Genomic DNA, 26,092 nt, shown 5'->3' on the forward strand with positions numbered 1-26,092 from the left:
GAAAAAGCTCATGATACAGCGAAGCAGTCCAATATAAGGCACCATGAAGAGCATGTACAAAGTCCACGGTTTTCGTCTCACCCTGCTGACCGGCGCCCTGCTCTGTGCGTTGCTGGCCGTCGTGCTCGATCTCGACACGGTGCGCCCGCTGCTGTGGGGATCGGCGCTATGGCTGATGGCCACCGCCGTGCTGCTTCAGCGCAGCTACCGCTGGCCGACGCGCATGCCCTGGCAGCTGGTACCGAGCCTGCTGCTGGCGACGCTTGTCGCGCTCGAGCCGGAAGTCCTCGGTGCCTGGCTATGGGCCTTCGCGATCCTGATGATGCTGCCGCAGCCGCGCTGGATGATGGCGCTCAACGTGGCCCTGGCGAGCCTTGCCTGGTGGCAGGTGGCGGCCACGCTGCCACGCGCTGAGGCTTCCGTCAGCGCCACGTTACTGGCCTTGCTGCTATTGGCAGGCGCCGCCCATGCCGTACAGCTGCGCCCTCTGTGGCAACGGGTCAGCCAGCGCCAGCGGCTGACTCCCGGCCTGCGCCTGTGGTCGGCCGAGCGCCTCGAGCAGGCCCTGGCCAGGGAGCGCACCCGCAGCCAGCGCGACCCCCTGCACAGCGAACTGTTGCTGGTACGCACCTCCGGGCACCGCTGCTGGCGACTCGCGCAGCGCCTGGCCAAGGCCAGCCACGCCTTCGAACACTGCTATCGCCTCGACCGACGCACCCTGGCGATCACCCTCGTCGGCCGCGACCCGGCCGCGGTGCGCCAGCGCTGTCAGGCCCTGCTGAGCATGTTACCCCAGCGAGACCTGCGGGCACGCACGCTGCCACTGAGCGACAGCGAACGCTTGGAGCAGGTCCGCGAGGCGCTTGCCGAGCAGCAGGCCGCGCTGGTGCACGACGACCAGGAGGCCTGCTCGTGACCCCCCGCCTCGAGGAGTCGCCATCACGGTTGTTTGCACTGGTCTACTTACTAGCGGCGCTGCTCGCCGCCGCGCATGCCGGCTGGCACTACCTGATGGGCCACTACGAGTACATACTGCTGCCCAGCGTCGGCGCACTGCTGCTGCTGGGCGCCGCGGTCGTGCGGCTCGCCGATCATCGCGCCCAGCACATGGCTTCCTACGTGCTGATCAGCACCGGCTACCTGCTGCTGGCCGTGGAGCTGATCCGCCTGGATCAGACTGCCGACCTATGGCTGGGGTTGCCGCCGGTGGTGGCGCTGCTGCTGCTGCCGCTGGGGCCGGCGCTGATGCTCAATCTGCTGCTGGTGCCGCTGTGGTTGCTGCTGATGGATCTCCAGATGAGCCTCGAACACGCTGCACTCAGCTACCTGGCACTGGTCGTGCTGTGCACTCTGGCACCCTGGGAGCAGCTGCGTCAGCACGCCCTGCTGCGTGCCACCGACCCCAGCGACCCGCACTGTGAAGCGCTGACCGCCAGCGCCCTGGAAGAGACGCTGCAAAGCGAGCTGGCGCGCGCCCAGACCCTCGAGCGACGACTCAGTGTGCTGGTCATTCATCTGCCGCAGCTCGACATGGCCGGCGAGCAGTTCGGTCCACGCCTCTACCGGGACATGTTGCATCGCTTCTGCGAGGTAGCGCACCATACCTGCCGCAGCCACGACAGCCTTGGCCGCGCCGAGGGCAACCTATTCTGGCTGGTGCTGCCAGACACCGGCGAGAACGGTGCACTGATGGTCCGCAATCGCCTGCTCGCCGCTCTGGAGCGCTGCGTGCTGGCCGAGACCGGCCCCCTGACCGCCCGCATCGCCGTATGCACACCGCAGCCAGGCGAACGCTGGCTGGCTTTCGAACAACGCCTCCTGCGCCGGGGGCAAGCGCTGACGGAGTCCACGTCTTGAACATTGCCGACTGGCTCTACCAGTTGACCCCATCCCCCGCCCTGCTGCTGCTGATCATCGCCATCATCGCCCTGCTCGAATGCCTGGCCGTGGTCGGGCTGATCATGCCCGGCGTGGTGCTGATGACGGCCGCCGCCTCGCTGGCCGGGCATCAGGACCTGGCGGTCCCGCTGGTGCTGCTAGCCGCGTTTCTCGGCGCCCTGATCGGCGATGGCCTGAGCTTTGTGCTGGGCTATACCCAGCGTGAGCGAGTCCCCCGACTGTGGCCATTTCATCGCCACCCGGAGTGGCTGGCCCGCGGCGCGCGCTTCTTTCAGCGCTACGGCACCCTGTCGGTGATCTTTGCGCGCTTCGTCGGTCCGGTACGCCCGGTGATTCCGATGATCGCCGGCATGCTGCACATGTCGCCGTTCGCCTTCCTCTGGGCCTCGCTGCTGTCGGCGCTACTCTGGGCGCCGGCCTATGTGCTGCCCGGCTATCTGCTGGGCCGCACCTGGCAGCAATTGCTCGACATCCCCCCCGGCACCCAGCAGTGGCTGCTCGCCCTGGCGGCGGTCATCGTGGTGCTGGCGCTATGCTTCTCATGGCTACGCCACCATCTGGCACGCGGCGGACGGGTCTACTTCGCCATGGCACGACTGGCCCGCGGCGCCGCCTGGCGACGCCGACTGTGGACGCGCCTGCGCGCTCGCCGGCCACGTGGCGAGTTTCCGCTGGGGTCGCTGTGCCTGCTGGTGTTCTCGCTGACGGCGCTGTGCATCTGGACGCTGATCGTACTCGACCACCAGGGCCCGATGCTGATGGACCTGCAGATTCAAGGCATGGCCGGCGCACTGGACATGCCTTGGGTGGCCACCGCCAGCGAGTTGATGGCTCGCGCCGGCGACACCTACGGCGTCATCGCACTGTTCCTGCCCTGGGCACTGTGGCTGCTGTGGGCGCAGCATGTCTCGGCCTTTCTGCACCTCAGCGCCGGCCTCGGCGGGATCGCCGTGGCCAACACCCTGTTCAAGCAGCTGGCCGGGCGCGAGCGGCCGGACTTTCCAGACTACCTCAGCGGCTCGCTTGCCTACCCCAGCGCCCACGCCTCGACCGCAGTGGTGCTCTACGGCCTGGCCGCCGCCTTCATCGCTCAGGAGCTGGCGCCGCGCTACCGCGTGTGGGCCTACTGGGTGGCCATTCTGCTGGCGGTACCCATGGCGCTATCGCGCCTGACCCTCGGCGTACACTGGGCCAGCGACCTGATCGGCGGGGCGCTGCTGGGGCTGGTCGTGTGTGCACTGGTACGCATCAGCTATCACCGCTTCGCCCACCGACCACTGGCACCGGCGCCATGGGCCCTGCTCGGCAGCGCCTCGTTGATACTGCTGGCCATGCGGCTGGCCTGGCTGCCGGCAGTCTAGCGCCCAGCACCCAGCGCCCAGTATGAGCTGAACTGCTTGGCGCTTGCTGCTTAACGCTACCCCAAGGCCAGCCAGATCCCGACCCCCACCATCATCGACCCAGCGACGCGGTTGAGCAGTCGCACATTGCCGCTCTCGCCGAGCAGCTTGCGCGCGGTGCGCCCGCCGCCGGCATAGATCAGCAGGCAAATGAATTCGATGATCAGGATGACGCCGACCAGTGCCGCCAGTTGGGGGCCCAGCGCCAGGCTGGCATCCAGAAACGGCGGTAGCAACGCGACGAAGAAAGCCCAGCCCTTGGGGTTGGCCACCGCGGTCACGAATCCCTGCATGGCCAGCTGGGTGCGGGTGGCGCGCGGCAGTTCGACGCTATCGAGCGGAATCGCCATGCGCCCCCGCGAGCGCCACATCATCACCCCGAGATAGCCGAGATAGGCACCCCCGACCCATTTGAACAACGCAAACAGCTCGGGCTGGCGCAGCATCAGCGCGGCCACACCCGCCCCGGCGGCCACCGCCACCAACGCCACGCCCGCCAGCTCGCCGAGCATCATCCACAGGGTGCGCTTCACGCCCTGGGTCATGCCGAGGATCATCGCCAGGGTCATGCACATGCCCGGCGTCAGCGAGACCATGAAGAAAGTCGGCACGAACACCGACAATAGCGACAGTTTGATCACGCCCCACCTCCCTGTATGTGAATACCCTACCCAAGCATGCCACTCGCCCGTGACCGCCGGATGAAGACGCCGGGGCCCCAGGCACGCTAGTCGCCGAGGGGCGTCTCGCCCCAGCGCGGCATCAGGCGATGTTCGATGCCGAGCTGATTGAGAATCCGCGCGACGATGAAGTCGATCAGATCATTGAGGCACGACGGCTGGTGGTAGAACCCAGGCGCCGCCGGCAGGATCACCGCCCCCATGCGCGTCAGGCTCAGCATGTGCTCGAGATGGATCGCCGAGAACGGCGTCTCGCGGGGCACCATGATCAGCTGGCGACGCTCCTTGAGCGCGACATCGGCGGCGCGCTCGATCAGGTTGTTGCTGGCCCCGGTGGCCACCGCCGACAGGGTGCCGGTGGAACACGGACAGATCACCATCGAGGCCGGCGCACCGGACCCCGAGGCCACCGGCGCCATCCAGTCCTCGCGGGCGAAGCAGCGGATCTGCCCCGCTCGCGCCCCGCTCATGTCGGTGAGCGCCGCCACCAGCCGTTCGGGTCGAGCGGGGAGCGACACCGGGGTCTCGGTCTCGATCACCAGGTGCGCCGCCTTGGAGATCATCACCCATACCTCATGTTCGGCCGCTACCAAGCACTCGATCAGGCGCAGGCCGTACTGTGCGCCGGAGGCGCCGGTCAGCGCCACCGTCACCGGCGGCTTCAACTCATTCACCATGCGCCACCTCCAGTGCCGCGAGCAGCTTGTCATGAACACCGCCGAAACCGCCGTTGGACATCACCACGATGCGATCCAGCGGTTGCGCCTCGGCGACCACGGCCGCGACCAGGGCATCGAGGTCATCGGCCAGATCGGCCGGGGGGCGGCACTTGCTCAGTACCTCCTCCAGCGACCAGTCGAGCCCCGCCGGCTGGTACCACCACACCGCATCGGCCTCAGCGACGCTCTGCGCCAACCGGCTGCGCAGTGTGCCCAAGCGCATGGTGTTGGAGCGCGGCTCGATCACCGCCAGCAGCCGCCCCTTGGGCGTTGCGGCACGCAGCCCGCCGAGGGTGGCGGCAATCGCCGTGGGGTGGTGAGCGAAATCGTCGATGACCTGAATATGCGCGATCTCGCCGCGCACCTCCTGGCGCCGGCGCGGGTTCTCGAAGCGTGACAGCGCCGCACAGCCGCGGGCCAGGTCGACACCGCAGGCGTGGGCCGCGGCCAGCGCGGCCAGCGCATTGCGGGCGTTGTACTCGCCGTTGAGCGACCAGTCGACCACGGCATCGTCTTCGGTGCCGTCGGCCAGTCGCTGAATGACCCGAAAGCGCGAGGCGTCGTCGCGCTCCAGCTCGAGCCGCCAGTCACTCGCCGGCTCGCGCCCCATTCGCGCTACCGGCGTCCAGCACCCCTCTGCCAGCACCCGCTCCAACGCCGGCTGGTCGTCGGCGACCAGCAGTTGACCGCGGCCCGGCACGGTGCGCACCAGATGGTGGAACTGCCGCTCGATGGCGGCCAGGTCGGGGAAGATATCGGCGTGGTCGTACTCCAGGTTGCCCAGCACCGCGATCAACGGCCGGTAGTGGACGAACTTGGAGCGCTTGTCGAAGAAGGCGGTGTCATACTCGTCGGCCTCGACCACGAACGGCGCGCCCTCCCCACCCAGCCGTGCCGAGACGCCGAAGTTGCGCGGTACGCCGCCAATCAGAAAACCCGGCGCCAGGCCCGCGGCCTCGAGCAGCCAAGCAGTAAGGCTGGCGGTGGTGGTCTTGCCGTGGGTGCCGGCGATGGCGATCACCGGGCGTCCGGGCAGCACCTGCTCGGCCAGCCACTGAGGGCCGGAGACATAGGGCAGCCCCTGGTCAAGCACCGCTTCCACCTCAGGGTTGCCCCGCGACAGCGCATTACCGATCACCACCAGGTCCGGACGTGGGGTCAGATTAGCCGCGGCGAAGCCCTCGCTTAGGGCGATCCCGGCGTCGGCCAGTTGGGTACTCATCGGCGGATAGACATTGGCATCCGAACCGCTGACGCGATGCCCGAGATCGCGGGCCAGCAACGCCAGGCTGCCCATGAAAGTCCCACAGATTCCAACAACATGAACGTGCATCGCGTGCCTCCTGCCACAGTCGCTGCGAGACTAGCACGCTGCCCGAGTCGCCACCACAGGCCGCCGCGACCGCGCCCGGTGATCCGTTACCAGATGGCGACAGGATGCAGCTCCCACCACTTTCGACTAAGATGTGCCTCCACTTCTACGCCCATTCGACGATCCGACACTGCAGGAGCGAAGCACTCCCCATGGCCCAGCACAATGCCTTCTATGCCCAGTCCGGTGGCGTCACCGCCGTCATCAATGCCAGCGCCTGCGGGGTGATCGAAGCCTGCCGCCGCGAGTCCGACCGGATCGGCAAGGTTTACGCAGGCCATAACGGCATCATCGGTGCCCTCACCGAGGACCTGATCGACGTCTCCCAGGAGTCCGACGATGCCATCGCCGCGCTGCGTCACACCCCGGGCGGCGCCTTCGGCTCGTGCCGCTACAAGCTCAAGGACATCGAGACGCACCGTACCCAGTACGAGCGACTGATCGAGGTCTTCAAGGCCCATGATATCCGCTACTTCTTCTACAACGGCGGCGGCGACAGCGCCGACACCTGCCTCAAGGTCTCGCAGCTCTCCGAGAAACTCGGCTACCCGCTGACCGCCATCCACGTGCCCAAGACCGTCGACAACGACCTGCCGATCACCGACAACTCGCCGGGGTTCGGCAGCGTGGCCAAGTACATCGCCACCTCGACCCAGGAGGCCTCGCTGGACATTGCCTCGATGTGCGCGACCTCGACCAAGGTCTTCGTGCTCGAGGTAATGGGCCGCCACGCCGGCTGGATCGCCGCCGCCGGCGCCCTGGCCGGCCAGGGCGAGGGCGATCCGCCGCATCTGGTCATCTTCCCGGAGATTCACTTTAACCGCGCCGCGGTCATGAAGCGCGTCGATGAAGCGGTCAAGACGTACGGCTACTGCGTGATCGTGGTCTCCGAAGGGGCTCGCTACGAAGATGGCACCTTCCTCGCCGACTCCGGCAACACCGACGCCTTCGGCCACCGCCAACTGGGCGGCGTAGCACCGACCCTGGCCGGCATGGTCAAGCAGGACCTGGGCTACAAGTACCACTGGGCGGTCGCCGACTACCTGCAGCGCGCCGCGCGCCACCTTGCCTCGAAGACCGACGTCGACCAGGCCTATGCCGTGGGCAAGAAGGCTGTCGAACTGGCGCTGGAAGGCAAGAACGCCATGATGCCGGCGATCAAGCGCGTCTCAGACAATCCCTACGAGTGGCGCATCGAGGCCGCACCGCTGGCCGAGGTCGCCAACCGCGAGAAGTTCATGCCGCGCGACTTTATCCGCGAGGATGGCTTCGGCATCACCGACACCTGCCGCCAGTACCTGTCGCCGCTGATCCAGGGTGAAGACTTCCCGCCGTTCGAAAATGGCCTGCCCAAGGTCGCCCATCTCAAGCTGGCCAAGGTCGAGCGCAAGCTGGCGACGTTTACGCTGTAAGCACCAACTCGGCAGCGCTACGCGCTGCAATCGCGAATGAATTCGCTCCCACAGGGGCATAGCATCAAAGCCAGTGTAGGAGCGACGTCAGTCACGATGGGGGTGATCTACCCCGGCAGCGCTACGCGCTGCATCGCGAATGAATTCGCTCCCACAGGGGCATAGCGTCAAAGCCAGTGTAGGAGCGACTTTAGTCGCGATGGGGTTGATCTACCCCGGCAGCGCTACGCGCTGCAATCGCGAATGAATTCGCTCCCACACTGGGTATGGCGCCCTAGGCAAACGTGGGAGCGGCTTTAGCCGCGATGGGGTGGCTTACCCGGCAGCGCTACGCGCTGCAATCGCGAATGAATTCGCTCCCACAGGGGCATAGCGTCAAAGCCAGTGTAGGAGCGACGTCAGTCGCGATGGGGTTGGCAACCACCCTCAGCGCAGCAGCCACGACAGCACCAGCAGCAGCAGCAGGATACCCGCCACGCCCTGCCAGAAATTGACCGGCTCCTTGAGCAGCCGCGGGCTGGTGCGCTCGCGGCGCTCAGCGGCAGGGTCGCGCAACGCATACAGAAACTCCGACAGCCGCCGGAAGCGCAGTGCACGCTGGGGGTCGAGGGCGCGGCGCAGCGCCTCGTCCAGTGCCAGGCTGATTTCCGGATTGTGGGTGCGTGCACTGCGATAGGTCAGCTGTTCGAGATCGGTATGGCTGCGCAGCTCGTGGGGAGGCAGCTCATAGGGCTGCGCGCCGGTGAGCAGCCAATAGACCGTCGAGGCCAGCGCATACTGGTCGCTACGCCGCCCCACGTCGGTGTCGAGGGCATACTCCGGGGCGCTGTGCTCGGTCAACCCCAGCTGCCGGGCCAGCTCGCGGGAGTGCTTGTGCCCGTCGCCCTCGCGCAATCGGCAGGCGCTGAAATCCGCCAGCACCACCTGGCCGTGACGGTCGATGAGGATATTGTCGGGATGAATCTGCTGATGCAGCAGGTCGCGGCGGTGCAGCGCCTGTACCGCCTTGCCCAGCTGGCGGGCGATATCCAGCCGCTGGGCCAGGCTCGCCTGGGGGTGGCGCCGCGACCAATCCGAGAGCCGCTCGCCGTCGACGTAGGCCATCAGGTAATAGAGGTAGCGGCGCGGCCGCGATGACTCCATGACCCGCGCCACGAACGGCGAGTTGACGCGCTCCACTACCCACTGCTGGAGCAGGAAGTGCTCGAGATAGGAGTTGCGGTTGGAGAGCTCGGGACTCGGCGCCTTCATCACCATTTCCCGCTCGCTGTGCGTGTCGCGCACGCGGTAGACCCGCGACTGAGCGGTGCGCGACAGCACTTCCTGCACTTCCAGGCCATCCAGGCGCTCGCCAGGGCTAAGCTCCGGCGGTACCGGGAGGTCGCCGTACAGCCGCCCGGGATGGTCCTGCTCGGCCTCGGGCAGGTGGTCGATGCGCACCAGCTGGAAGCAGAACGGTTCACCACCGTAGCCACGCGCCTGGGCACGACTGGTGGCGGCTTCGGCAAGTCGCTCGCAGGCAGCATTGAGGTCACTGGCATCGGCACGGATCAGTTGTACATAGTCCGAGGGCATCAGCGTTCCGCGCACCGCCTGGGTGGTAAACAGGAAAATATCGCCCTGCTTGAGCGGCACCGACACGTAGTCGATATCGATATTGCCATCCAGCCCCAGCGCCCGTGACGGGTAGCGATAGCCGCCGAGGTCGGTGACATGGTCGCGGGAGAGCTGCTCGAACTCAGCACCGCGCAGGCGAAACACCAGCGTATCGCCCATATGGAAGAGATGCGCCTCGCGACCGCGATAGACCATCGCCGACAGCGAGGCCATGTAGCTGCCGTTCTGGACATGCCCGCTCTGGCTGTAGCACCAGCCGTTGAGCGCGCGCAGCACGCGGGTCGCCGAGGTCTTGACGTCCCAGTGGTCGGGGGTCGAGTAGTAGTCGGCGAGAAAGCCGCGCACGCTAAGGTCACCGGCCTGCTTGGCGATGGCATTGCGCGAACTTGAGTCGCTGATCAGCGCACTGGCGCCCTTGGCTTCGAGCAGCGTGCGCTCGGCGGGCACGCGTACCGACATGGAGCTGCGATGGTGACGGCGATCAGGGGCGACGAACGCCTGGCCGATGCTCAGCGACAATTCAGAACTCACTGCTCCTCCCGTGACACTTCACTGGTCGACTGGCCGCCGCGCTGGCGACGGCGCTATCCATCATACACCGCTTATGCGACAAGCACTTGTCCACCAAAGGAGAAAGCCCAGGCATTGGTAATCATACAGCGCACTTCGTATAATTCGCCGCATTGCAATAAACGCCAGTGGCCTGGTCAACGCCAGCACAAGCATTCCCACTACGTAAAGAAAGGACTGCAGCATGAGTTTCGACAAGATCCCCGCCGGCAAGGACCTTCCCAACGACGTCTACGTCGCTATCGAGATCCCCGCCAACCACGCGCCGATCAAGTACGAGATCGACAAGGACATGGACGCGCTGCTGGTCGACCGCTTCATGGCCACGCCGATGTTCTACCCGGCCAACTACGGCTTCATCCCCGACACCCTAGCCGACGACGGCGACGCCCTTGACGCGCTGGTGGTCACCCCCTACCCGGTGCAACCGGGCAGCGTGATCCGCGCCCGTCCGGTGGGCGTGCTCAACATGACCGATGAAGCCGGCGAGGACGCCAAGCTGGTCTGCGTCCCGCATCAGAAGCTTACCGCCCTCTACGACGAGGTGCAGGAAGTCACCGATCTGCCCGAGCTGCTGCGTCAGCAGATCGCCCACTTCTTTGAGAACTACAAGGATCTCGAGAAGGGCAAGTGGGTCAAGGTCGAGTCCTGGGAAGGCGCCGAAGCCGCCCGTGCGGCGATCGAGAAAGCCGCCGCGGCCTACGCCAAGGCCTGATTCCCGGCACACGCCTCAACGACAGCGGGCCGCCCAAGGGACGGCCCGCTGTCGTGTCAGCCTCCTGACTTACGACGCTGCCTCGCCTTCTGCGTCTTCCGGGCCGGCTTCCTCGGCCTCGTCGGCCTCCTGATCACTGCCCTCATCGGGGGCATCCTCGCTGACTGCCTGGTCGTCTTCCACCACCTCCTCCACCGGCGGCTCCACGGCCTGTTCCTCCTCGGCGGCGTGTACCTCGGTCACCTCGACCGCCGCCACCCGCGAGGCGAGTTCACCGGCCAGGTCCCGCGCACGCACGGTGTAGTTGGCCATCACCAGCGAATGATTGGCGAAGATACCGAACCCCGAGCCGTTGAGGATCACCGGGCTCCAGATCCGCCGCTGGGTCATCTCCAGCTCGGCGATCAACTGGTGCCAGTCGCTGTGCGCCTCGGCGGCCTCGAGCAGATCGGCATAGTCGCGCTCCATGCCGCGCAGGAAGTGCAGCAGTGCCCAAGCACTGCCACGCGTCTCGAAGAAGATATCGTCGACGCGATACCAGGGCGTGGCCTCAGGCCGCTCGTCGGCATCGATGCCCAGCGCGCGACTGGCATCGCGCTCGCCAATGCTGGCCGATAGTCGCCGGGTCAGGTCCTCGAGACGCGTCTCTACCCGACCCAGCCAATCGGCCAGCGGCTCACCTTGGGGCGCGAGCCCCGCGGCGCCCTCCTCGCCCAGCTCGCTCAAGTAGCCCGCCAGTGCCTCGGAGGCCTGGCCGAAGCGCTGCTCGGCCGAGGGATAGAGCCAATCGCGACTGCTCACCTGTAGTCGACGCTCGGCCTCCTCGAGATTGGCGTTGCCGCCGCCGGCCATCTCCAGCAGGCTCGCCGACAGGTCACGCGACTGACGCAGCACGCCAAGCTCCCAGTTGGGCATATTGTCGAGCCACACGCCGGGCGGCGCGATGTCGTTGCGCAGGTAGCCACCGGGCTTGTCGGTCAGGGTGTCCACGACCTGCTTGAGGGTGGCGGTGATCACCGTGCCACGCGCCCCCGGCAGCCCCGACTGATCGCCATCGAGGGCCTGGCGCTGTTCAGCGGTGGCAAGCTCGACGTCGAACGGCGGCGGCTCGCGACTCCACCAGATACCCAGCGCCAGCGTCACCAGCAGGTAGATCAGTAGCAGAGCCAGCAGCGGTTTCCAGATCCAGCCGTAATCGGGCCGCTCGAGTTCACGGTGCCGCGCGTCGCGCGCGGCCTTGCGTCTTCCCAGCAGTGACATGGCATCGCTTCCTTGATGAGAGGGACAAAAGGCCGCAGCGCATTCAACGCCCACGCCTGCTTGCGTTATCCTAGCATGTGGCCGGCTCGCCGAGCGCCATCGGGAACGACCGACGGGCCCGCCGGTCACACAGGCGTCTCGTCGACCCCGCCAGACCATGCGACTAAGGATACTCCACTCGTGAACTCGCGCTTCACCCTTCGCACTGTACTTGCCTGGTTCATGCTGATGCTCCTCCCGGCACTGGCCCAGGCCCAGTGGTTCTCATCGGGCGGCAGCTCGAGTCGCGACTTCCTACCCGTGCATGAGGCCTTCGAGGCCAGCGCCTGGCTGGACGAAGACAGCCTCTATGTCGGCATGCAGAGCGCCGACGACTACTACCTGTACCGCCATCGCTTCGAGATCGAGAGCCTAGATGATGACGTCAGCCTGGGCGAACCGGTGATCCCGCCCGGCGAGGCACACAGCGACGAGTTCTTCGGTGACGTCTACGTCTTCTACCAGCCGGTGGTAGTGGAGATCCCCTTGGAGAACGGCCGCCCCGAGTCACTCTCCCTGGCACTGACCTTCCAGGGCTGCGCCGATGCCGGGCTCTGCTATCCCCCCGAGCGCATTACCCTGGAGGCGATGCCCGGCTCGCCGCCGGCGGTGTTTGCCAACGCCCAGGCCAGCGGTGACGGCAGCGCCGGCACTGCCACGACCGCCCCCAACCTGCAGAGTGCCGACGGCCGCTTCAGTGCGCTGCTGGCCGACGCCAGCCCGCTATTGATGGTAGGGCTGTTCTTCCTCGCCGGACTGGGGCTGACCTTTACCCCTTGCGTGCTGCCGATGGTGCCGATCCTGTCGTCGATCATCGTTGGCCAGAACCCCAGCCGCGGCCGCGCTTTCGTGCTGTCGGCCAGCTACGTGGCCGGCATGGCCGCTACCTACGCCACGGTCGGCGTACTGATGGGGCTATTCGGTGCCGGACTCAACCTCCAGGCCCAGCTGCAGTCGGCGCCGGTGCTGATCGGCTTCAGCGCGCTGTTCGTGGCGTTTGCCCTGGCCATGCTCGGTGCCTTCAATCTGCGCCTGTCGCCGCGCCTGGCCGGCAGGGTCGATGCCTGGCAGGCCCGCGCTCAGCGCAGCGGCCCGCCCGGCCTGGCACTGGCCGGCGCGCTCTCGGTGCTGGTGGTATCGCCCTGCGTCTCGGCGCCGCTGGCCGGCGCGCTGGTGTTCATCTCGACCACCGGTGACGCCCTGCTGGGCGGCGCCGCGCTGCTGGCACTGGCGCTGGGCATGGGGATTCCGCTGCTGCTGGTGGGCACCTTCGGCACCACCCTGATGCCGCGCACCGGCGCCTGGATGAACGGCGTCAAGATTGCCTTCGGTGTGCTGCTGCTGTGGGTGGCGATATGGCTGATCGAACGCCTGCTGCCACCGGCGGTGGCACTGTTGCTGTGGTCAGCACTGGCCATCGGCACCGCCCTGGCGCTCGGCGCCTTGCGCCTGGATGCGCCACGCGGCTGGCCACAGCTGCGCCAGGGCGCCGGCCTGATGCTGCTGATCTGGGGTATTGCGCTGGTGATCGGCGCCGCCCGCGGCGCCCAGGACCCGCTGCGGCCACTGGCGACGCCGCCGGGCGTAATGGCCGAGCGCAGCGGCACCGAGCTGCCGACGCCGGTCAGCGTGTCGCGGCTGGATGACTTCCAGGCCGCACTGGCCGATGCCAGCCGCGAGGGTCGGCCGGTGTTCGTCGATGTCACCGCCGACTGGTGCATCTCCTGCAAGCAGATGGAGCGCAGCGTCTACCCCAGCGCGGCGAATCAGCTGGCCGGCTTCCAGCGCATCCAGATCGACGTCACCGACACCACTGCCGAGAGTCGCGAGCTGCTCGACCACTTCGGCCTGTTCGGCCCTCCCAGCCTGCTGTTCTTCGACGGTGAACAGGAGATTCGCGACGCACGCATTCTCGGCGAGGTGGGACGTCGCGACTTCGCCCAGCACCTCGACCAGCTGCTTGGCTGGCTGGAGCAGCAGCGCCCCTCAACGACGTGATTATCGTCAAACATCCGTTTAGTTGTCGGCTTCAGTGGCTATCACCGTGGCGCGCTGGACAAGCCCCCCTTTTTTCGGCACACTCCGCGAACACTGTTCTTAACGGCCTATATCACGATAATTTTCATCATCGTGCCGTTATCTACACCAAGTCGGCTCAGGTTGACAGCGTCACCCGCCGGCCCTATTTCTCCACCCTGATCGAGACAGATTCATGGATATTCGCAAGGTCAAGAAGCTGATCGAGCTGTTGGAAGAGTCCAATATCAGCGAGATTGAAATTCAGGAAGGCGAAGAGTCGGTCCGTATCAGCCGCCACCCCAATGGCGCCGTCTATCAGAACAGCATGCCGCAGTACGCCATGCCGCAGGGGGGCTACGCACCGCCCGCCTCCGCGCCTGCCGCGCCCCAGCCCAGCGCCGAGGAGAGCAGCACGCCGGCACAGCCCGAAGGTCACGCCGTCGCCTCGCCGATGGTCGGCACCTTCTACCGCGCCCCGGCGCCCGGCGCCAAGGCGTTCGTGGAAGTCGGACAGAGCGTCAAGAAAGGCGATGCCGTGTGCATCGTCGAGGCCATGAAGATGATGAATCAGATCGAGGCCGACAAAGACGGCGTGATCGAAGCCATCCTGGTCGAGGACGGTGAGCCGGTCGAGTTCGACCAGCCGATGCTCATCATCAGCTAACCTCCAAGGGGCGCAACCATCATGTTGGACAAGGTACTCATCGCCAATCGCGGCGAGATCGCCCTGCGCATCCTGCGCGCCTGCAAGGAGCTGGGCATCAAGACGGTGGCGGTTCACTCCAAGGCCGACCGCGAGCTGATGCACGTACGGCTGGCCGACGAAGCGGTCTGCATCGGCCCGGCCTCCTCGGCGCAGTCCTACCTCAATATCCCGGCGCTGATCAGCGCCGCTGAAGTCACCGATGCCAGCGCCATTCACCCCGGCTACGGTTTTCTCTCCGAGAATGCCGACTTCGCCGAACAGGTCGAGCGCTCCGGTTTCACCTTCATTGGTCCGCGCGCCGAGACCATTCGCCTGATGGGCGACAAGGTCAGCGCCATCGAGGCCATGAAGAAGGCCGGCGTGCCCACCGTGCCGGGCTCCGATGGCCCGGTGCCGGACGATCCCCAACAGACGCTGGCGATCGCCCGGCGCATCGGCTATCCAGTGATCATCAAGGCCGCCTCCGGCGGCGGTGGCCGCGGCATGCGCGTGGTGCACAACGAAGCGCACCTGCTGTCGTCGATCAGCGTGACCCAGAACGAGGCCAATGCGGCGTTCGGCGACGGCACCGTCTACATGGAAAAATTCCTCGAGCAGCCGCGCCACGTCGAGGTGCAGGTGCTGGCCGATGGCCAAGGCAATGCCGTGCATCTCTATGACCGCGACTGCTCGCTGCAGCGCCGCCACCAGAAGGTGCTCGAGGAAGCCCCTGCGCCGCATCTTGACCAGGAAGCCCGGGCTCGGGTGCTCAAGGCCTGCACCGATGCCTGCCTGACCATCAACTATCGTGGCGCTGGCACCTTCGAGTTCCTCTACGAGAACGGCCAGTTCTTCTTCATCGAGATGAACACCCGGGTACAGGTCGAGCACCCGGTCACCGAAATGGTCACCGGTGTGGATATCGTCAAGGAGCAGCTGCGCATCGCCTCCGGCATGCCTCTGTCGATCAGTCAGGAGGACGTGCAGCTCAACGGTCACGCCTTCGAGTGCCGTATCAACGCCGAAGACGCGCGCACCTTCATGCCATCGCCGGGCAAGGTCTCGCTCTACCACGCTCCCGGCGGACTCGGCGTGCGCATGGACTCGCACCTGTATACCGGCTATACGGTACCGCCCCACTACGACTCGCTGATCGGTAAGCTGATCACCTGGGGGGCCGACCGTGAGATCGCCCTGACGCGCATGCGCATCGCCCTCGACGAGCTGCTGGTAGAGGGCATCAAGACCAATATCGACCTGCAGAAGGATCTGGTGCGCGACAGCCACTTCCATCACGGCGGCGTCAATATCCACTACCTCGAGAAGAAGCTCGCCCAGTAATTGACGGCGCGCTGAACGGGGTGGCCGCCGGCCGCCCCGTTTTTGTATGCGCCTCGCTCACCGCCCATCAGGAGGCTTGCGCATGCCCTGGCTGCAACTCAAGGCCCATACCGCCCCCGAATTCGCCGAGCGCCTCGAGGACTTGCTACTCGACGAGGGCGCCAGCGCCATTACCCTGCAGGACGCCCACGACGACCCGGTGTTCGAGCCCGATCGCGGCACCACCCCGCTGTGGAACGAGACGGTGCTTACCGGCCTCTACGACGACCTGGAAGGGGTGGACGCCATGCTCGAGCGCGTGCGCCAGGCGTGGGCCACGGAGCTGCCCGATGACCCCTGCCCGGAGATCGAGGTCGAGCTGCTCGCCGATCGCGACTGGGAGCGTGAGTGGATGGACGGCTTCACGCCACTGCAGATGGGCCAGCGGCTGTGGATCGTACCCAGCTGGCACGCCGCCCCCGACCCCGACGCCGTCAACCTGCTGCTCGACCCGGGCCTGGCCTTCGGTACCGGCACCCACCCCACCACCGCGCTGTGCCTGGCCTGGCTCGACGATCTCTCGGTAGCCGGCGAGCTCGACGACCGCGACGTGCTCGACGTCGGCTGCGGCTCAGGCATCCTCGCCATTGCTTCGCTCAAGCTGGGTGCCGCCCGTGCGGTGGGCACCGATATCGATCCCCAGGCGCTCACCGCCAGCCGCGACAACGCCGAGCGCAACGCGGTAGACGTCGACGCCCTGGCGCTGCACTACCCCGAACAGATCGACGACACGCGGACCTTCGAGGTGGTGGTCGCCAACATCCTCGCCGGCCCGCTGGTCGAGCTTGCCGACATGATCGCCGGCCACGTCGCCCCCGGCGGACGCCTGGCACTATCCGGGATTCTTGCCCAGCAGGCCGACGAGGTGCTGGAGGCCTATCGCGCCCAGGGCCTGATCATGGACGAACCGGCCAGCCGCGACGGCTGGGTGCGACTGAACGGTCGGCGGCCGAATTAATTCCGGGCTGGCTGAATGTCCACCTTCACCCGCGGCCGAGCGGTGGGTATGATATGCCCCCCTTGCTGATGATGCGCTCGATCGACCATGCCCATTGACGCCTCGGCGCTGCCGTCCATCGGCCGCCACCGCCTGCCCAACCGCGTGATCCTGGCCCCCATGGCCGGGGTCACCGACCGCCCCTTCCGGCAACTGTGCCGGCGGCTGGGCGCCGGGCTGGTGGTCGGCGAGATGGTCACCTCGGACCCCAGCCTGTGGCACACCCGCAAGTCGCGGCTACGCATGGATCACCGCGGCGAACCCGGCCCGCGCGCCGTGCAGATCGCCGGCGGCGACGCCGCCATGCTGGCCGAGGCGGCACGCCTCAACGCCGAGCAGGGCGCCGAGATCATCGACATCAACATGGGCTGCCCGGCCAAGAAGGTGTGCTACAAGGCTGCCGGCTCGGCCCTGCTGCGCGACGAACGACTGGTGGCCGAGATTCTGGATGCCGTGGTGGCCGCGGTGGACGTACCGGTCACGCTCAAGATCCGCACCGGCTGGTGTGCCGAAAGCAACAACGGCGTGCGTATCGCCCGCCTCGCCGAGAACGCCGGCATCCAAGCCCTGGCGGTTCACGGCCGCACCCGCGAGCAGCGCTATACCGGCCACGCCGAGTACGACACCATCGCCGCGATCAAGGCCGCGGTATCGATGCCGGTATTTGCCAACGGTGATATCGATTCTCCCGAGAAAGCTGCCCGTATCCTCGACTATACTGGGGCGGATGCGGTGATGGTCGGCCGTGGCGCCCAGGGCAATCCCTGGCTGTTCGGCGAGATCGACCACTACCTGCGCCACGGGCAGCGACTCGCGGCCCCCAGCGCCGCTCAGCGCCGCGAGGTGATGCGCGACCACCTCGCTACCCTGCATGCGTTCTACGGCGAGCACATGGGCGTACGTATCGCGCGCAAGCACCTCGGCTGGTATTTGGCCCGGCATGCATCTGATGCCCATGCCGTCAAGGCGCTGCGCGCACGCTTCAATGCTCTGGAAAATGCCCAGGCACAGCAATATTTCGTGGATCAACTGTTTCGCCATCCCGCCGACGCGCGGCCGATGGCGTCGGATGGAATCAGTGCAGCATGACCAGCAGGCAACCCACTCAACCAGGCTCCCTGATGACCGCCACTCAGGAATCGCTTGACCTGGCCGCGGCGCTGCCCAGCGATGACGACGCCTCGCTGGCCCCCACGCCCACCGACCGCCCATTGCGTGAGGCGGTGGATGTCGCCATGCGGCGCTACTTCGACCACCTCGACGGCGAGACGGTCACCGATCTCTACGCCATGGTGCTGGCCGAGGTCGAGGCACCACTGCTGACGGCGGTCATGGACCATGTCGACGGTAACCAGACCCGCGCCGCCGACATGTTGGGTCTCAACCGTGGCACGCTGCGCAAGAAGCTCAAGCAGTACGACCTGATCTGATACCACAAGGGAGCCGCTCGCGGCTCCCTTGGCGTTCAATGACTCACTATCTCGAGAGGTTTCACATGGCCCAACCCGCCTCCTCGCTTGCCGTTCGGCGTGCCCTGCTCAGCGTCTCCGACAAGACCGGTATCGTCGACTTTGCCCGCGGGCTCAGCGACCACGGCGTCGAGCTGCTCTCCACCGGCGGCACCTATCGGCTGCTCACCGAGAACGGCATCGCGGTCACCGAAGTCTCTGCTCACACCGGCTTCCCGGAAATCATGGACGGCCGGGTCAAGACCCTGCACCCCAAGATTCACGGCGGCATCCTGGGTCGCCGCGGCCAGGACGATGCGGTGATGGCCGAGCACGGCATCGATCCCATCGACATGGTGGTGGTCAACCTCTACCCCTTCGCCGACACCGTCGCCAAGCCGGATTGCAGCCTCACGGATGCCATCGAGAACATCGACATCGGCGGCCCGACCATGGTCCGTGCCTGCGCCAAGAATCACGCCCACACCACCATCGTGGTCAATGCCGATGACTACGCGCGGGTGCTCGGTGAGCTGGCCGCCCACCGCGGCGCAGTGAGCGAGGAGACCCGCTTCGACCTGGCGGTGCGCGCCTTCGAGCACACCGCCGGCTACGACGCCGCCATCGCCGACTACCTGGGCAGCCGCGTACCGGGCGGCGAGGATGGTTTTCCGGGCACCTACAACCTGCAATTCCACAAGAAGCAGAGCATGCGCTACGGCGAGAACCCGCATCAGAACGCGGCCTTCTACGTCGAAGACGACGCCCGCGAAGCCAGTGTATCCACCGCCACCCAGCTGCAGGGCAAGGCGCTGTCGTTCAACAACGTTGCCGATACCGACGCCGCCTTCGAGTGCGTCAAGGCCTTTACCGACACCGCCTGCGTGATCGTCAAGCACGCCAACCCCTGCGGCGTGGCGGTGGGGGCCAGCCCGGTGGAAGCCTACGACAAGGCCTTCGCCACCGACCCCACCAGTGCCTTCGGCGGCATCATCGCCTTCAACGTGGCGCTGGACGCCGACACCGCGCGTGCCATCATCGACCGCCAGTTCGTCGAAGTGATCATCGCCCCCGGGGTCAGCGAGGAAGCTCGCGCCATCGTCGCCGAGAAGGCCAATGTGCGTCTGCTCGACGTCGGCGAACACTGGCCCGGCGAGCGCGAGCATGCTCACGATTTCAAGCGCGTCACCGGCGGCCTGCTAGTGCAGGACCGCGACCTGGGCATGGTCGGCCGCGACGAGCTCACCGTGGTCAGCGAGCGGGTGCCCAGCGAGCAGGAGCTGCGCGACCTAGCCTTCGCCTGGAAGGTCGCCAAGTACGTCAAGTCCAACGCCATCGTCTACGCCAAGGACGGCCACACCATCGGCGTCGGCGCCGGTCAGATGAGCCGCGTCTACTCGGCGCGGATCGCCGGCATAAAAGCCGCTGACGAAGGCCTCTCAGTGCCCGGCTCGGTGATGGCCTCGGATGCTTTCTTCCCGTTCCGCGACGGCATCGACGCCGCCGCTGCCGCCGGCATTACCGCGGTTATCCAGCCCGGCGGCTCGATGCGCGACCAGGAAGTGATCGATGCCGCCAATGAGGCGGGGATTGCCATGGTTTTCACCGGTATGCGCCATTTCAAGCACTAAGGTGATAAAAACGCTGGATCTCGGCCATGCGTCGTTGAAAGTCGGCATCAAGATGCTCATTTGCAACAGCAAACTCCGCTCTTTCGCCGACTTTCGCCTAGCCTGACCATCGCCCAGCGGTTTTCTCGAACAGTACTTAATTAGAAAACCCCATTGGCCTAGGCCAATGGGGTTTTCTGTTCTTAAAGCTTATGAACTATGGCTTCCAGCTCCAGGCGGGGCCCGGTCAGCCGAGATCAATACACAGGTACTTGGTCTCGACGAACTCCTCGAGCCCCTCGCGGCCGCCTTCGCGGCCCAGGCCGGAGGCCTTGACCCCGCCGAACGGCGTTGCCGGGTTGGAGATCAGGCCGGTGTTGATGCCCACCATGCCGTACTCGAGCGCCTCGGCGACACGCCATACGCGGCCCAGGTCGCGGGAGTAGAAGTAGGCCGCCAGGCCGTACTCGGTGGCGTTGGCCATGGTGATGGCGTCCTCCTCATCCTCGAAGGGGAAGACCGCGGCCAGCGGCCCGAAGGTCTCCTCGTGGGCGACTTTCATGGTGTCATTGGCGGCGCTGATCAGGGTCGGGGTGAAGAAGTTGCCGCCCAGCGGGTGCGGGTTACCCCCTAGCAGCAGCTGGGCGCCGTGATCCACCGCGTCGTGAACGTGGTCACTGACCTTGTCGACGGCGTTGTGGTCGATCAGCGGGCCGATATTGATGCCATCCCGGGTGCCATCACCGACATGCAGCTCACTGTTCATGGCGACCGCGAGCTTCTCGCAGAAGGCGTTGACCACGCTCGACTGGACCAGGAAGCGGTTGGTGCACACGCAGGTCTGGCCGGCATTGCGGAACTTGGCGGCCATGGCGCCGTCCACGGCGGCGTCGAGATCGGCATCCTCGAACACGATGAAGGGGGCGTTGCCGCCCAGCTCCAGCGAGATCTTCTGAATGTGCTGGGCCGCCTGGGCCATCAGCGTGCGCCCGACCTCGGTGGAGCCAGTGAAGGTGATCTTGCGTACGACCGGCGATTCGGTGAGCGCCGCGGCAATCTCCGAGGCGCGCCCGGGCACCACGTTGAAGACGCCGCGGGGCACCCCGGCGCGCTCGGCAAGCAGCGCCAGCGCCGTAGCCGAGAACGGCGTCTGACTGGCCGGTTTGACCACGATCGGGCAGCCAGCGGCCAGTGCCGCGCCGGCCTTGCGGGTGATCATCGCCGCCGGGAAGTTCCACGGCGTGATGGCGCCCACCACACCGACCGGCTGTTTGGTGACCACTACCCGCTGATTGGCACTGGCAGCGGGGATCGTCTCGCCGTAGATACGCCGCGCCTCCTCGGCGAACCAGCGCAGGAAGTTTGCCGCGTAGGCGATCTCGCCGGCGGCCTCCTTGAGCGGCTTGCCCTGCTCGAGGGTCATGATGGTGGCCAACTCCTGCTGATGCTCATGCATCAGATCGTGCCACTTCATCAGGATGTCGGCGCGTTCCAGCGCGGTCAACCCACGCCAAGCGGGAAACGCCGCCTCGGCGGCAGTGATCGCCCGTTCGGTCTCGGCGCGGCCCAGACGCGGCACGCGACCAATCGCCTCGCCGGTGGCCGGGTTGATGACATCGATCTGTTCGCCGCTATCGGCGGCGACCCAGCTGCCATCGATATAGGCAAAGGGACGGTATAACGGACTGTCTTGAAGAGATGACATGATGTTCTCCTTTCCATCATTACGCCGCGTCTGCGGCGCACGGGATGATGCGAAACGGGTCACGCAGGGGTGGCTTGAGGCATGCAAGGCATCACGTTGCCAGGGACGGCTCGACCAACGCCGCCAGGGTCGCGACGATGATGGCCAGCGCCACCGCCAGCCAGCAGAACGCACGTCCCTTATAGCGTAGTGGATCACGCCGGATCTGGCGCAGCCCGATCAGGGCCAGCACCGCGGCGGCAATGTTCAGCGGCGGAATCCGCCCTTCGAAGAATAGCGCGACGAAGGCAGTGATGATCGCCGCAACGGCGAAGCCGGCATAGCGCTTGCGGGGCGGGTGGGGCTCGACGGGGGTCTCAGCGTCTGACAAGCCAGCGTCTCCAGGCATCAGTGAAGACTCCATGCTAAGCCGACTGACTCCCGGAAACCAACCCCGCCTCGATACCTGGGCTGACTCAGGCGTCGCGGCGGAGCTCGCGTGAGTCGGATAGCGTGATCGACACCGAGTCGGCGAAGCGCAGCGCGTGGGGCTTGTCGATCTCGACCTGGGCGGCCAGCACCTGCTCATAGGACATGATGATGTCCAGCACTTCGCGGGTCATGCGCTCCAGCAGCAGAAAACGGTTCTCCTCGACGTGGGCGATGACATGCTTGGTAATGGTGCGATAGTTGAGCGCCTGATCGATCTGGTTGAACTGCACCGCACGGGTCGCGCGGTAGCGGATGGTGGCATTGATCACCACATCCTGGCGGTTCTTGATCTCGTCTTCCTTGATGCCGATATGCGTGCGCAGCCGCAGGTCCTTGATGCGAATGGTCGCTAAATCATGGTCGAGGTGCTGATCGTCAAGCGCGTGCAGTGGCATGATGGGCCTCCTTGGGCCGATAGCAAAGCTCGTATGGGTGCACCGCAGGATATCCGGTATTCGACTCAGCGTGCGTTGACCAGCGTAAGAAATTCCTGACGCGTGGGCTGATTTTCGCGGAAAGCCCCCAGCATCACCGAGCTGGTCATGCTCGAGTTCTGCTTCTCGACCCCGCGCATCATCATGCACATGTGCTTGGCCTCGATCACCACCGCCACCCCGCGGGCCTCGGTCACCTGCAACACCGCCTCGGCAATCTGGCGAGTCAGGTTCTCCTGGATCTGCATGCGCCGCGCGTACATGTCGACGATGCGCGCAAACTTGGAAAGTCCCAGTACGCGGCCGTTGGGCAGATAGGCGATGTGACATTTGCCAATGAACGGCAGCAGATGGTGCTCGCACATCGAGTAGAGTTCGATGTCCTTGACCAGCACCATTTCGTCGGTTTCCGACTCGAACACCGCGCCGTTGATCAGCTCCTCGAGGGACTGGTGATAGCCGCGCGTCAGGAACTGCATGGCCTTGGCGGCCCGCTTGGGGGTATCGCGCAGCCCCTCACGCTGGGGGTCCTCACCCAGTCCGGCAATGATCTGGCGATAGTGGTTGGCGAGCTCTTCGGTCATGAGGGGGCCTATATGCTGGTATCACCCTGGGTCGTCGAGGGTGTGATGCGCTGCTGTGATATACAAAATATATACAGCAATTATGTTTTGTACAACACCTCTACGGATAGCCACCAATTCTAAGCGCTGCGACCAGACCCGTCGAGCCGCGACGCGGGGCTGTCGCAGATAGACCGCCCTGGCCGAACAGCGCCGGGGACAGGCCGAAGAGGGTTTTGCGCCATGGGTTCGGAGCACTGCTCCGAACGGGCTGGCCATGGATGGCCAGCACCGGTCCTGCAAGCGGAGCAGGATGCGAGAGCGCAGCAGGGCGCAAGGTAGCGCCCAGGGATGGGTTTACAGCGCCCCCTCGCAGGCCTGTCTCCGGCGTCGTTGAGGGGTGGCCTGGCATAAAAGCAGTGACATCATGTCACGCCCCGTTTGGCTGCAGCCAAACGGGGCTGTGGTAAACTCCCGCCATCCAGCATGAGTCCAAACGAGTTTACCGGGAATGATCAAGCTAACGCGTTCCGCGCTGACCCTGTTCGCCATTGCCATGAGCCTGCCGCTGAGCGCCCAGGCAGATAGCCTGTCGCTTCCCGCCGGCGCCAGCGTGGCAGTCGAGGTCGTCGACACCTTCACCCTCACGCCAGACAGCGCCAGCCAATCGGACGTGTTGCTCAAGCCAACGGCTGCCGCCAGCGGCGAGTACGACCTGCCCAACCACTGCCTGATCACCGCCGACGCCCGCCTTGACGGCGAGCGCATTCGCTTCAGCGCCAGCACCTTGACCTGCATCGAGGCCAACGCCGACGACAGCGCCATCTTCAGCGGTGAGCTCTCGGCCACCGCCGAGGATCTCGACGGCAACATCGGTGTACCGGCCTGTGTCGACGGCAGCGGAAGCGACTGTCAGCGCGTCGAGCTCGTACCGGGCGAGGCCTTCCAGCTGCGCCTGCGCAACGACATCGCCCTCGAGGCCCAGGAAAATCCCTCGGCACAGATCAACGAGCGTCGCCGTCAGGCCAACGGGGCAGGCGTTGCCAACCCGGTCCCCGCCGAACGTCCCGACCCCGACACTCAGTAAGCGGCGAGCCAGCGCGGGTGCTGCTCCAGCGCCTGACGCTGCTGCTCCAGGCTGCGAATATGCTGATCCCAGTAGCCCTCCTCGGCGGCCCAGGGGAAGGCTCTGGGGAATGCCGGGTCCTCCCAGCGCGCTGTCAGCCAGGCGCTGTGGCGCAGTAGCCGCAGCGTGCGCAGCGGCTCGATCAATGCCAGCTCGCCGCGCGGGAAATCGGCCTCCTGCTCATACCCTTCGAGTATCTCCGAGAGCTGCCACTGCAGCTCCTCAGGCGTCTGTGCCGTCAGCAGCATCCACAGATCCTGCACCCGGGGGCCCATCAGCGCATCATCGAAGTCGACCAGGCTGAAACTGGCGTCGCGCCCCAGCATATTGCCGAGGTGACAGTCACCGTGCAGGCGAATCGCCGCCTGCGCCGGCCAGCTATGCTCGCGCAGCATCTCGGCCAGCTCGGCGCTGATGCGGGCATAGGCGTCGCGCTGGCGACGCGTCAACCAGGGGCCGACCAGCACGGTGGCACGCGCCTGCTCGACCATCTCGGTCAAGTCCAGGCTCAGGCGGGTGTCGAAGTCGCGCTTTGCGCCCACCGCATGCACCTTGCCGATCAGCTCGCCCAGCGCGAACAGGTGCTCGGGGTTCTCGAGCTCCGGCGCCTGGCCCGACACCTGGCGAAACAGCGTCAGGCGAAAGCCCTCCCAGTGGTGCAGGGTCTCCCCGGCCGCGTTGCGCCACGGCGCCGCCACGGGCACGTTGGCCTCGGCCAGTTCGAGCAGGAAATCGTGCTCTTCCTGGATCTGGGCGTCGCTCCAGCGCCCGGGACGGTAGAACTTGGCCACCCAGCGGCGGCGCTCATCGTCGCTGAGCAGGAACACCCGGTTCTCATAGCTGTTGAGCGCGAAGGGTTCGCCGGGCAGCCAAAAGCCCAGTGACTCCACGGCGTCCACGATAGTCGCCGGGCTAAGCCGATCGAAGGGGTGAGAGGTATCCGCCATGCTCGGCTCCTGAAGCGTAAAGCCTGGCATCTTAGCAGCCGCCGGCCGTGCCTGCCGAGATCGCTTTTGCTACCACCGCTGGCTTGGGCGAGGGCCGCCGGGGGCATCGCTACGCCTGGCACCGCTCGGGACTGATCCGTCGGCAGGCCTGCGAGGGGGCGCTGTAAACCATCCCTGGGCGCTACCGATGCCATCCCTGGCATCGAACCCCCCTCTGCGGCCTGCCCCCGGCGTCCCTCGCTGGCAGTGGCTATCGGCTACCAGGTCGAGAGATGTAGTCGCTATTGCCAGCGTCTGGCTCCTCACTGCCGCGGCGTGCGCGCCACCGCCCATACCTCGATTAGCGTCGCACCACGCGCCTGGCAGGCCTGAGCCAGCGCCTCGCAGGTCGCTCCGGTGGTGACGATGTCGTCGAGAATGGCGACATGCGCAGGCAGCGCCTGCTCGACGCGGAAGGCGCCTTTTACATTGTGATGCCGCGCCTTGCGACTCAAGCCCACCTGGCTCGGCGTATGGCGCAGCCGCCGCGCCTTGACCAGCGGCACCCCCAGGCGCCGAGCCAGACGCTCGGCCAGCCAGGCGACCTGGTCGAAGCCGCGCTGGCGGGCACGCCGGGGATGCAGCGGCACCGCCACCAGCGCCTTGGGCAGCTGCTCCACGCCGCGCAGTTGGTGCTCGAGCAGCGCCAGCAGAACCGCCCCCGCCCGCGGCGACGCCGAGAACTTGAAGCCCTGGATCAACTGCGCGACGTCGTCGGCATAGCGCAGCGCCACCCGCGACCGCACATAGCTCGGCGGCTGGCTGAGACAGGCGCCGCAGGCCAAGCCGGCCGGTGTCAATGGCGGCAGCGGTTCGGCACAGCGCGGGCAAGCCGGCAGGTTCCATGGCAGCGCCACCAGGCAAGCCTCGCACCAGGGGGCGTCCGACGCGGTGGCACCCAGGCAGAAATGGCAGCGCCCCGGAAGCGCTTCGCGCAGCATTTTGTCAACTCCCTTTAACCACGGAGTTGACAGAGCCCACACAG

At 66.3% G+C, this 26,092-nt stretch carries 24 protein-coding genes; 13 read left to right on the forward strand and 11 right to left on the reverse strand.

All coding sequences use genetic code 11. From position 1 onward, the window contains the following. The first annotated feature begins 52 nt into the window (after positions 1 to 52). The 3 genes from BLT16_RS18605 to BLT16_RS18615 are packed head-to-tail and all read left to right on the forward strand — an operon-like array spanning position 53 to position 3,260. Positions 53 to 916 (forward strand): hypothetical protein, encoded by an 864-nt coding sequence (locus tag BLT16_RS18605; protein ID WP_089660322.1) that lies wholly within the window; start codon positions 53 to 55, stop codon positions 914 to 916. Continuing rightward, positions 913 to 1,857: a GGDEF domain-containing protein gene (locus BLT16_RS18610; RefSeq protein WP_089660324.1), complete on the forward strand. Its 945-nt coding sequence runs from the start codon at positions 913 to 915 to the stop codon at positions 1,855 to 1,857. The genes BLT16_RS18605 and BLT16_RS18610 overlap by 4 nt, the downstream gene beginning before the upstream one ends. Beyond that, positions 1,854 to 3,260 carry a bifunctional DedA family/phosphatase PAP2 family protein gene (locus tag BLT16_RS18615; protein ID WP_089660326.1) on the forward strand — a complete coding sequence of 469 codons (1,407 nt, stop codon included), beginning with the start codon at positions 1,854 to 1,856 and terminating at the stop codon, positions 3,258 to 3,260. Before BLT16_RS18610 ends, BLT16_RS18615 begins: the two co-directional genes overlap by 4 nt. A gap of 56 nt (positions 3,261 to 3,316) precedes the next feature. Here the strand turns inward: BLT16_RS18615 and BLT16_RS18620 are convergent, their stop codons facing one another. From BLT16_RS18620 to mpl, 3 genes are all read right to left on the reverse strand, one after another. Beyond that, positions 3,317 to 3,895 carry a LysE family translocator gene (locus BLT16_RS18620; protein WP_422717941.1) on the reverse strand — a complete coding sequence of 193 codons (579 nt, stop codon included), beginning with the start codon at positions 3,893 to 3,895 and terminating at the stop codon, positions 3,317 to 3,319. Positions 3,896 to 4,026: 131 nt separating this feature from the next. Beyond that, positions 4,027 to 4,656 (reverse strand): flavin prenyltransferase UbiX, encoded by a 630-nt coding sequence (locus tag BLT16_RS18625; RefSeq protein ID WP_089660328.1) that lies wholly within the window; start codon positions 4,654 to 4,656, stop codon positions 4,027 to 4,029. Further along, positions 4,646 to 6,031, reverse strand: coding sequence for a UDP-N-acetylmuramate:L-alanyl-gamma-D-glutamyl-meso-diaminopimelate ligase (gene mpl / locus BLT16_RS18630; RefSeq protein WP_089660330.1), 1,386 nt, complete (start codon positions 6,029 to 6,031; stop codon positions 4,646 to 4,648). Before mpl ends, BLT16_RS18625 begins: the two co-directional genes overlap by 11 nt. Positions 6,032 to 6,222: 191 nt before the next feature. On the opposite strand from mpl, the gene BLT16_RS18635 reads away from it, so the two are divergent. Then, positions 6,223 to 7,482 carry a 6-phosphofructokinase gene (locus BLT16_RS18635; protein ID WP_089660332.1) on the forward strand — a complete coding sequence of 420 codons (1,260 nt, stop codon included), beginning with the start codon at positions 6,223 to 6,225 and terminating at the stop codon, positions 7,480 to 7,482. A gap of 426 nt (positions 7,483 to 7,908) precedes the next feature. On the opposite strand, the gene BLT16_RS18640 is transcribed toward BLT16_RS18635, so the two are convergent. After that, entirely contained in the window at positions 7,909 to 9,558 is a 1,650-nt protein-coding gene (locus BLT16_RS18640) for a bifunctional protein-serine/threonine kinase/phosphatase (protein WP_245701769.1), read from the reverse strand. Between the two features lie 295 nt (positions 9,559 to 9,853). Here BLT16_RS18640 and ppa point away from each other — a divergent pair, with 295 nt between their 5' ends. Continuing rightward, positions 9,854 to 10,384, forward strand: a complete 531-nt coding sequence (ppa, locus tag BLT16_RS18645) for an inorganic diphosphatase (RefSeq protein ID WP_089660337.1) — start codon at positions 9,854 to 9,856, stop codon at positions 10,382 to 10,384. 69 nt (positions 10,385 to 10,453) lie between these two features. Here the strand turns inward: ppa and BLT16_RS18650 are convergent, their stop codons facing one another. Then, a complete protein-coding gene (locus BLT16_RS18650) occupies positions 10,454 to 11,644 on the reverse strand; it encodes a DUF2333 family protein (RefSeq protein WP_089660339.1) in 1,191 nt (396 codons plus the stop codon). A 222-nt stretch (positions 11,645 to 11,866) separates the two neighbouring features. Here BLT16_RS18650 and dsbD point away from each other — a divergent pair, with 222 nt between their 5' ends. The 7 genes from dsbD to purH all read left to right on the forward strand — a co-directional run bounded on the left by dsbD (position 11,867) and on the right by purH (position 19,843). Further along, a complete protein-coding gene (dsbD, locus tag BLT16_RS18655) occupies positions 11,867 to 13,681 on the forward strand; it encodes a protein-disulfide reductase DsbD (RefSeq protein WP_089660429.1) in 1,815 nt (604 codons plus the stop codon). 214 nt (positions 13,682 to 13,895) lie between these two features. Next, complete coding sequence (gene accB, locus BLT16_RS18660; RefSeq protein ID WP_089660342.1) at positions 13,896 to 14,366, forward strand: acetyl-CoA carboxylase biotin carboxyl carrier protein; 471 nt, start codon at positions 13,896 to 13,898, stop codon at positions 14,364 to 14,366. Between the two features lie 21 nt (positions 14,367 to 14,387). Further along, positions 14,388 to 15,728, forward strand: coding sequence for an acetyl-CoA carboxylase biotin carboxylase subunit (gene accC, locus BLT16_RS18665; protein ID WP_089660343.1), 1,341 nt, complete (start codon positions 14,388 to 14,390; stop codon positions 15,726 to 15,728). 82 nt (positions 15,729 to 15,810) lie between these two features. After that, positions 15,811 to 16,725 carry a 50S ribosomal protein L11 methyltransferase gene (gene prmA / locus BLT16_RS18670; RefSeq protein WP_089660345.1) on the forward strand — a complete coding sequence of 305 codons (915 nt, stop codon included), beginning with the start codon at positions 15,811 to 15,813 and terminating at the stop codon, positions 16,723 to 16,725. Between the two features lie 87 nt (positions 16,726 to 16,812). Continuing rightward, entirely contained in the window at positions 16,813 to 17,853 is a 1,041-nt protein-coding gene (gene dusB / locus BLT16_RS18675; protein ID WP_089660347.1) for a tRNA dihydrouridine synthase DusB, read from the forward strand. Between the two features lie 32 nt (positions 17,854 to 17,885). Then, complete coding sequence (fis, locus tag BLT16_RS18680) at positions 17,886 to 18,194, forward strand: DNA-binding transcriptional regulator Fis (protein ID WP_089660349.1); 309 nt, start codon at positions 17,886 to 17,888, stop codon at positions 18,192 to 18,194. 65 nt (positions 18,195 to 18,259) lie between these two features. Then, positions 18,260 to 19,843, forward strand: coding sequence for a bifunctional phosphoribosylaminoimidazolecarboxamide formyltransferase/IMP cyclohydrolase (gene purH, locus BLT16_RS18685; protein WP_089660353.1), 1,584 nt, complete (start codon positions 18,260 to 18,262; stop codon positions 19,841 to 19,843). 226 nt (positions 19,844 to 20,069) lie between these two features. Here purH and BLT16_RS18690 read toward each other — a convergent pair whose 3' ends face one another. From BLT16_RS18690 to folE, 4 genes are all read right to left on the reverse strand, one after another. After that, positions 20,070 to 21,527 (reverse strand): NAD-dependent succinate-semialdehyde dehydrogenase, encoded by a 1,458-nt coding sequence (locus BLT16_RS18690; protein ID WP_089660356.1) that lies wholly within the window; start codon positions 21,525 to 21,527, stop codon positions 20,070 to 20,072. Between the two features lie 91 nt (positions 21,528 to 21,618). Continuing rightward, positions 21,619 to 21,915, reverse strand: a complete 297-nt coding sequence (locus BLT16_RS18695; protein ID WP_089660358.1) for a hypothetical protein — start codon at positions 21,913 to 21,915, stop codon at positions 21,619 to 21,621. Between the two features lie 67 nt (positions 21,916 to 21,982). Continuing rightward, the gene (gene folX / locus BLT16_RS18700; protein ID WP_089660360.1) at positions 21,983 to 22,393 is read right to left on the reverse strand and encodes a dihydroneopterin triphosphate 2'-epimerase; all 411 of its coding nucleotides are present in this window, start codon (positions 22,391 to 22,393) and stop codon (positions 21,983 to 21,985) included. A gap of 65 nt (positions 22,394 to 22,458) precedes the next feature. Beyond that, positions 22,459 to 23,016, reverse strand: coding sequence for a GTP cyclohydrolase I FolE (gene folE / locus BLT16_RS18705; protein ID WP_089660362.1), 558 nt, complete (start codon positions 23,014 to 23,016; stop codon positions 22,459 to 22,461). A 490-nt stretch (positions 23,017 to 23,506) separates the two neighbouring features. On the opposite strand from folE, the gene BLT16_RS18710 reads away from it, so the two are divergent. Continuing rightward, positions 23,507 to 24,082, forward strand: coding sequence for a hypothetical protein (locus tag BLT16_RS18710; RefSeq protein ID WP_089660364.1), 576 nt, complete (start codon positions 23,507 to 23,509; stop codon positions 24,080 to 24,082). On the opposite strand, the gene BLT16_RS18715 is transcribed toward BLT16_RS18710, so the two are convergent. Both BLT16_RS18715 and BLT16_RS18720 read right to left on the reverse strand, forming a co-directional pair. Further along, a complete protein-coding gene (locus BLT16_RS18715; protein ID WP_089660366.1) occupies positions 24,076 to 25,068 on the reverse strand; it encodes a serine/threonine protein kinase in 993 nt (330 codons plus the stop codon). The genes BLT16_RS18710 and BLT16_RS18715 overlap by 7 nt on opposite strands. A 302-nt stretch (positions 25,069 to 25,370) precedes the next feature. Continuing rightward, positions 25,371 to 26,048 carry a ComF family protein gene (locus BLT16_RS18720; protein ID WP_089660368.1) on the reverse strand — a complete coding sequence of 226 codons (678 nt, stop codon included), beginning with the start codon at positions 26,046 to 26,048 and terminating at the stop codon, positions 25,371 to 25,373. Positions 26,049 to 26,092 lie beyond the last annotated feature (44 nt).

Source organism: Franzmannia pantelleriensis, assembly GCF_900102875.1.
Classification (GTDB): domain Bacteria; phylum Pseudomonadota; class Gammaproteobacteria; order Pseudomonadales; family Halomonadaceae; genus Franzmannia; species Franzmannia pantelleriensis.